This is a genomic window from Meiothermus luteus, assembly GCF_003574085.1.
In the GTDB taxonomy this organism is placed as follows: Bacteria; Deinococcota; Deinococci; order Deinococcales; family Thermaceae; genus Meiothermus; species Meiothermus luteus.
The window spans coordinates 1-6097 of the sequence record NZ_QWKZ01000129.1; the positions used below are offsets into that span (position 1 = coordinate 1).

Sequence of the window (6097 nt, forward strand, 5' to 3'; positions counted from 1 at the left end):
GCCCGGCGCTGGTGGCTTTGGCTGGGGGTGGGGGTGCTCTTGTACTGGTGGCTGGGGCGTTCGCCCTAGGGTTCAGACCCGGATAAACTCGGCCACTTGAGGGTTTCGCCGCAGCTTGTCCAGCTCTTCTGGACTGGGAAGCTCGGGGCGGTCCCGCTGGGCGTTGACCAGGCACAAAAAGCCCAACGGCTCGTCCTCGGCCGCGCGGAATTGGTGCCAGGTGAGGGGGGGCACCGTGATTAGGTCAAAAAGCCCGATGGAGTGCACCTCCTCGCCCACCAAGCAGGCCCCCCGGCCCCGGATGACCATCACCGCGTGGGCGTGCTGGTGGCGCTCCAAGGTGGTATGCCCCCGGGCGCCACCTCAAAGTAGCGCCACTCCGCGGCCAGGTGAGGGTCCCGGAAGAGCACCTGTCGGGTGACCCCGCGGAAAGGAACGGCTCCCTCGGCCTTGTAGGCCAGCACCTCCACATCCTCCCAGGTGTACCCCCGGGCTGCCCGCTTGGTCTTGGGTCGAGCCTTCACCATCCCGGTTATTCTACGCTGCTGCGGGCCACTTTGCGGACAAACGCCTGGGTTCGCTCCAAAAGCCTGTCCCCCGCAGCCAGAAGATCGCCGCCGATGAGGAGCATGCAGTCGGGGCCGTAAAACCCCACTATCTCCTCGGTGCGCTCTACCCGCATGCCCCCGGCGGGCGTTGGTAGGGTGGGCCGCAGGGCGCCCCAGGGCTGGGTGAGGTTTCGGGCGATCTGGGCACAGGTGTCCTCGCTGTAGGCGAAGCGGCCTCCATGATGTGGGAATATGCAGGCGTCGGCTCCCAGCAGCCGGAAAAACCGGCCCGGCAGAAGGGGAGGGGCTATACGGGCACCTGCGAAAGCCGGATGGGCCAGCACGGCCATCCCCAGCTCCTGCACAAGCTCATAAAAGGTCGGAAGCCCCAGAATCATCGGGGCTACCATCACCACCTGGATGCCCTCCTCACGGGCGATCCACAGGGCCTGGGCAAGTCCCTTAGGACCCCCCAGGAGCATGGGGGCGTACAGGGTATTCCTCCCGGTTTCGGCGTTGGCCCTTTGGATGGCCCGCTGGATCAGGGGCACCCGTTCGGCGAAGGGGGCGTAGCGCTGCTGGCCTAGGTTGTGGTCGTCCTTGACGATGTCAATCCCCCCTAGGGCGAAGGTGTAGGCCAGCCCGGCAAGCTGGGTGGGGGAGAGGCCCTGGGGCTTGAGGGCGGTGCAGGTGAGGGGGCGGCCATAGACCCCGGTGAGCCGGCGTAGCCCGGGAAGGCCTAGACGGGGCCCTGAAAAAGCCGCGACCAGCTCTGGGGGAAAATCCACCTCCAGGAGCTCTACGTCTTCCTGTAAGGAGCAGTTGCCAAACAAGGCGTTGAGCAGCCCAGCCGCCTCAAAGCCGCTGTTTTCCGCGTTTATCCGCAGCACCACCCGGTAATCCCCCGGGCCCGTTTCCCAGATGGCCTCCACCCTGGCCAGCACCTCCTCCAAAATCCAGGCCTCGGACACCGCGCTGGGGGGCGTCTCGAGGCTTTGCTCAACGGCCAAGGCCTGGGCCCGGGCCTCAACTTGGTCGGGGGTGGAGCGAAGGCGGTAGGTGGCGTTTATCCAAGGCATCGCCCAGGATTCTAAACAAAAAACCCCGCGTTCCCGCGGGGCAGCTTAGGAAGGCGCTCAGAGCGCTTGGCCGTTGTAGGTCGCGGTTATGTTGTTGCAGCTGTTGTAGACGATCGCTAATTGGTTGCCCCGGCTATCCCTGAGAACGACACGACCGCCTACGAAACTGACCCTGCAGCTTTGGGCGTACCTCAGGTTGGCGGCGTCTATTGTTAACCGATAGTAGCGGTTCGGGATGCGGTACTCCAGGTTCCCACTGTAGTTGAGGGTGCCCCCTAAGAATGGATTTTCGTCGCTGTCGGGTGTGTAGCTTAGGGTATAGTTGTGGCGCTGGCTGTAGGTTTTGCCCTGTTTGTAGACCTCGAAATAGAAGTTATAGCCAATGTCGTAGCCAGGGTTTTTCTGGGTGAGGTCCAAGTCTAGGTCTAGCTTGATTCGTACCTCGCTCGGGGTGCCTGGGTAGAGCGTTAGCTCATACTGGTCGGTTTGCAGCACGTAACCGCTTTTGGGGTTGCGGTCGTCTTTATCCTGCAACCTCAGCCTGAAGTTGAAGCTGCCGGCGGTTTCTTGGCAGTCCAGGGTGAAGCTGGCCTGGGCGGGGATGCCGTCTTGATCCTGGTCTGGAGGGTTGGTGGGGGAGACGTTGACCCCACACTGGGCGTCCTGTGGGTTGAGGTTCGAGGCCTGAACTAGGGCAGCCACGGAGCTAGGAAGGGCTTGACCGCCGATGGTAGTCAGATTGCTTGGATTCCCCAATGCTGCCAGCAGATACTTATTAGAATCTACAAAGGAGGTTTTGAGTTCTCTGGCATCCTCGTGGCTCAGGGGCTCGTTTGTGGCCTGCTCACCGCAGCTTGCCAACAAGACCGAAAGACTCACAACCGCGAAAAATCGAAAAAGGCTCCTGCCCATAAACGAATCTCCCATAGGCCAAAAAGGCCAACGTGGAGAATCATAGCCCAACATCGCTTTTTAGGCTTCTAAGGAACGTAACATTAAGACTAAATAAACCCCACCTTTTAGGGTGGGGTAGGTTGGATGGAGCGGGAGACGGGACTTGAACCCGCGACCCCAACCTTGGCAAGGTTGTGCTCTACCAACTGAGCTACTCCCGCGAAAGGAAAAACCTCTGCACCGCCCTACTCTCCCAGGCCCCTTCGGGCCCAGTACCATCGGCGCAGGCACGTTTCACTTCCGTGTTCGGAATGGGAACGGGTGGTTCCATGCCGCTATTGGCACAGAGGTATCTGGTGTTCTGGCTTTCAAAAATGGACCATGGGGCGGTAGGAAGCAGGTATGAGTGCATAAGAGGTCAAGACCTCGGACGATTCGCACGGGTCGGCTCAGCGCATCGCTGCGCGTACACCCCCCGCCGATCCACCCGGTATTCTCCCGGGGTCCTTACCGGATTTACTCCGTGAGAAGGCTCATCTTGGGGCGAGTTTCCCGCTTAGATGCTTTCAGCGGTTATCTCTCCCGCACTTGGCTACCCGGCTTATGCCCTTGGAAGAACAGCCGGAAAACCAGCGGTGCGTCCACTCCGGTCCTCTCGTACTAGGAGCAGCCCCCCTCAACCTTCTTGCGCTCGTGACGGATAGAGACCGAACTGTCTCACGACGTTCTGAACCCAGCTCGCGTGCCGCTTTAATGGGCGAACAGCCCAACCCTTGGGACCTTCTTCAGCCCCAGGATGCGACGAGCCGACATCGAGGTGCCAAACCTCCCCGCCGCTATGGACGCTCGGGGGAGATCAGCCTGTTATCCCCGGGGTAACTTTTATCCGTTGATCTATGGCCCTTCCACACGGAACCACAGGTTCACTAGGCCCGGCTTTCGCCCCTGCTCGGCTTGCAGGCCTCACAGTCAAGCTCCCTTCTACCCTTGCGCTCTCCAGTGGGTTTCCGTCCCACCTGAGGGAACCTTTGGGCGCCTCCGTTACCCTTTAGGAGGCGACCGCCCCAGTCAAACTGCCCGTCAAACCCTGTCCCCCCGGAACCCTTGGCCCCTAGGGGTTAGAAATCCAGACGTCCCAGGGTGGTATCTCACCGGCGCCTCCACCGAAGCCAAAGCCCCGGCTTCATAGGCTCCCACCTATCCTGCGCAGGAACGGCCGAATCTCAAGGCCAGACTGCAGTAAAGCTCCACGGGGTCTTTTCGTCCTGCCACGAGTAGGCTGCATCTTCACAGCCAGTTCAATTTCACCGGGTCCCTCGCTGAGACAGCGCGCTGATCGTTACGCTTTTCGTGCAGGTCGGAACTTACCCGACAAGGAATTTCGCTACCTTAGGACCGTTATAGTTACGGCCGCCGTTCACTGGGGCTTCGGTTCAGGGCTTGCACCCCTCCCCTTGACCTTCCAGCACCGGGCAAGCGTCGCTCCGTATACTTCCACTTACGTGTTCGCACAGAGCTGAGTTTTTGGTAAACAGTCGCCAGCGCCTATTCACTGCGGCTCCCCAAGGCTCATCACCCTGGGGAGCACCCCTTCTCCCGAAGTTACGGGGCTAGATTGCAAAGTTCCTTAGCGAGGGTTCTCCCGCGCGCCTTGGTGCATTTACACCCGCCCACCTGTGTCGGTCTGCGGTACGGGTACTGCACGGTTGTGCTTAGAGGCTTTTCTCGGCTCCATGGCTTCGGCGAGTTGTCACCTTGCGGCTTCCACACCACGCGCCGGTAACGGGCTACGGATTTGCCTATAGCCCCCTTCGCGCTTCTGTCCGGGCTCGTCCATGGCTCCGGTTCGCCTAGCCTAAAGCGTCCCCCCATCGCACCGCGCAGTAGGACTGGAATATTAACCAGTTGTCCGTCGGCATCCCCTCTCGGGTTATCCTTAGGCCCCGCCTAACCCTACGATGACGACCATCGCGTAGGAAACCTTGGGCTTACGGCGACAGGGATTCCCACCCTGTTTATCGTTACTCATGCCGGCATTCGCACTTCCCATACCTCCACCACCCCTCGCGAAGTGGCTTCCTCGGCATAGGGAACGCTCCTCTACCGCTGCACTGAATAAACCCAGCACAGCCCGCGAATTCGGTGGCGGGTTTGAGCCCCGATCATTTTCAGCGCAGGGCCACTCGACCAGTGAGCTATTACGCACTCTTTAAAGGATGGCTGCTTCTAAGCCAACCTCCTGGCTGTCTCGGCGACCCCACATCTTTTGCCACTTAACCCGCACTTGGGGACCTTATTCGGCGGTCTCGGTTGTTCCCGCGCTTGGACACGGATGTTAGCACTCGTGCCCTCACTCCCGGACTCCACTTCCTACCCTTCAGAGTTTGATAGGGTTTGGTAGGCTGGTAGGCCCCCTAGCCCTGTCAGTGCTTTACAGGCAGGAATCAGCATCCGAGGCTGACCCTAAAGTCATTTCGAGGAGAACCAGCTATCTCCCAGATCGGTTAGCTTTTCACTCCTAACCCCAGCTCATCCGAAGGGTTTGCATCCCCCACCGGTTCGGCCCTCCACGCGGTGTCACCCGCGCTTCAGCCTGGCCAGGACTAGCTCTCTGGGTTTCGGGTCTACGCCATGCAACTCCACGCCCTCTTCGGACTCGGTTTCCCTACGCCTCCGCCTCAACGGCTTAAGCTCGCTGCATAGCGTAAGTCGCCGGCTCATGCTTCAATAGGCACACCACAAGGCCCTAAAGCCCCGTGATTGCTTGTGAGCACACGGTTTCAGGTTCTGTTTCACTCCCCTCCCGGGGTTCTTTTCACCTTTCCCTCACGGTACTGGTCCGCTATCGGTCACCTGGAGTATTTAGCCTTACGCGGTGGGCCGCGTAGATTCACCCATGGCTCCACGAACCACAGGCTACTCGGGTACCGGCCTCTAGCCTCCACCTTTCGCCTACAGGGCTTTCACCTTCTTTGGCAGGCCTTCCCAGGACCCTTCGGCTAGGCTTCCGCTTCGAAAACGCCGGCCCCACAACCCCGGCGTGCACGCACACCGGTTTGGGCTCCTCCCCTTTCGCTCGCCGCTACTCAGGGAATCGATGTCTCTTTCTCCTCCTCTGGGTACTAAGATGTTTCAGTTCCCCAGGTTCCCCCCGCTCTCGCGGTGACCCGTGTTCCCACGGGCCGGGTTCCCCCATTCGGATATCCCGGGATCAACGCTCGCTACCAGCTCCCCCAGGCTTTTCGCAGGTAACCACGTCCTTCATCGGCTCAGGTGCCAGGGCATCCACCGTGTGCCCGCTCTATCTTGACCTCTCCATTCGCTAAGAAGCTCGCCTCCACATAAGAGACCGCTCCCTACCGCCCAGCTTTCATGATCCCCGCGCCATCCTCGCGAAGGCGCAACGAGAAGATTACCAAACACACAAGAAGTTGTCAATATGGTCCACAGCTGACCTCTCATCACTTTTCCCACCCCTGTACCCGTTGCCGCAGAAGACCTGTGAGCGTCCGCACCGCCACACTCCGCAGGGAGGGGGGCCCCTGGGCCAGAAGGAGGCGGGCGAGTCGGAAAAGG

Annotated in this window: 4 protein-coding genes, 1 tRNA gene and 2 rRNA genes; all 7 read right to left on the bottom strand. The window is 60.5% G+C overall.

Annotated elements, in window-relative coordinates; all coding sequences use genetic code 11:
* Positions 1 to 72: 72 nt before the first annotated feature.
* The 7 genes from Mlute_RS16255 to Mlute_RS13700 all read right to left on the bottom strand — a co-directional run bounded on the left by Mlute_RS16255 (position 73) and on the right by Mlute_RS13700 (position 5833).
* A complete protein-coding gene (locus Mlute_RS16255) occupies positions 73 to 339 on the bottom strand; it encodes a cupin domain-containing protein (RefSeq protein ID WP_245958990.1) in 267 nt (88 codons plus the stop codon).
* Positions 309 to 527, bottom strand: a complete 219-nt coding sequence (locus Mlute_RS16260) for a cupin domain-containing protein (protein ID WP_245958991.1) — start codon at positions 525 to 527, stop codon at positions 309 to 311. Before Mlute_RS16260 ends, Mlute_RS16255 begins: the two co-directional genes overlap by 31 nt.
* Positions 528 to 532: 5 nt before the next feature.
* Entirely contained in the window at positions 533 to 1627 is a 1095-nt protein-coding gene (locus tag Mlute_RS13680) for a RuBisCO large subunit C-terminal-like domain-containing protein (RefSeq protein WP_119361142.1), read from the bottom strand.
* A gap of 57 nt (positions 1628 to 1684) precedes the next feature.
* Positions 1685 to 2329 carry a hypothetical protein gene (locus Mlute_RS13685; protein ID WP_245958992.1) on the bottom strand — a complete coding sequence of 215 codons (645 nt, stop codon included), beginning with the start codon at positions 2327 to 2329 and terminating at the stop codon, positions 1685 to 1687.
* A 337-nt stretch (positions 2330 to 2666) separates the two neighbouring features.
* Positions 2667 to 2742 (bottom strand) — tRNA-Gly (locus Mlute_RS13690).
* 11 nt (positions 2743 to 2753) lie between these two features.
* Positions 2754 to 2870: ribosomal RNA gene (gene rrf, locus Mlute_RS13695) — 5S ribosomal RNA — on the bottom strand.
* Positions 2871 to 2935: 65 nt separating this feature from the next.
* A 23S ribosomal RNA gene (locus Mlute_RS13700) occupies positions 2936 to 5833 on the bottom strand.
* Positions 5834 to 6097: the final 264 nt, after the last annotated feature.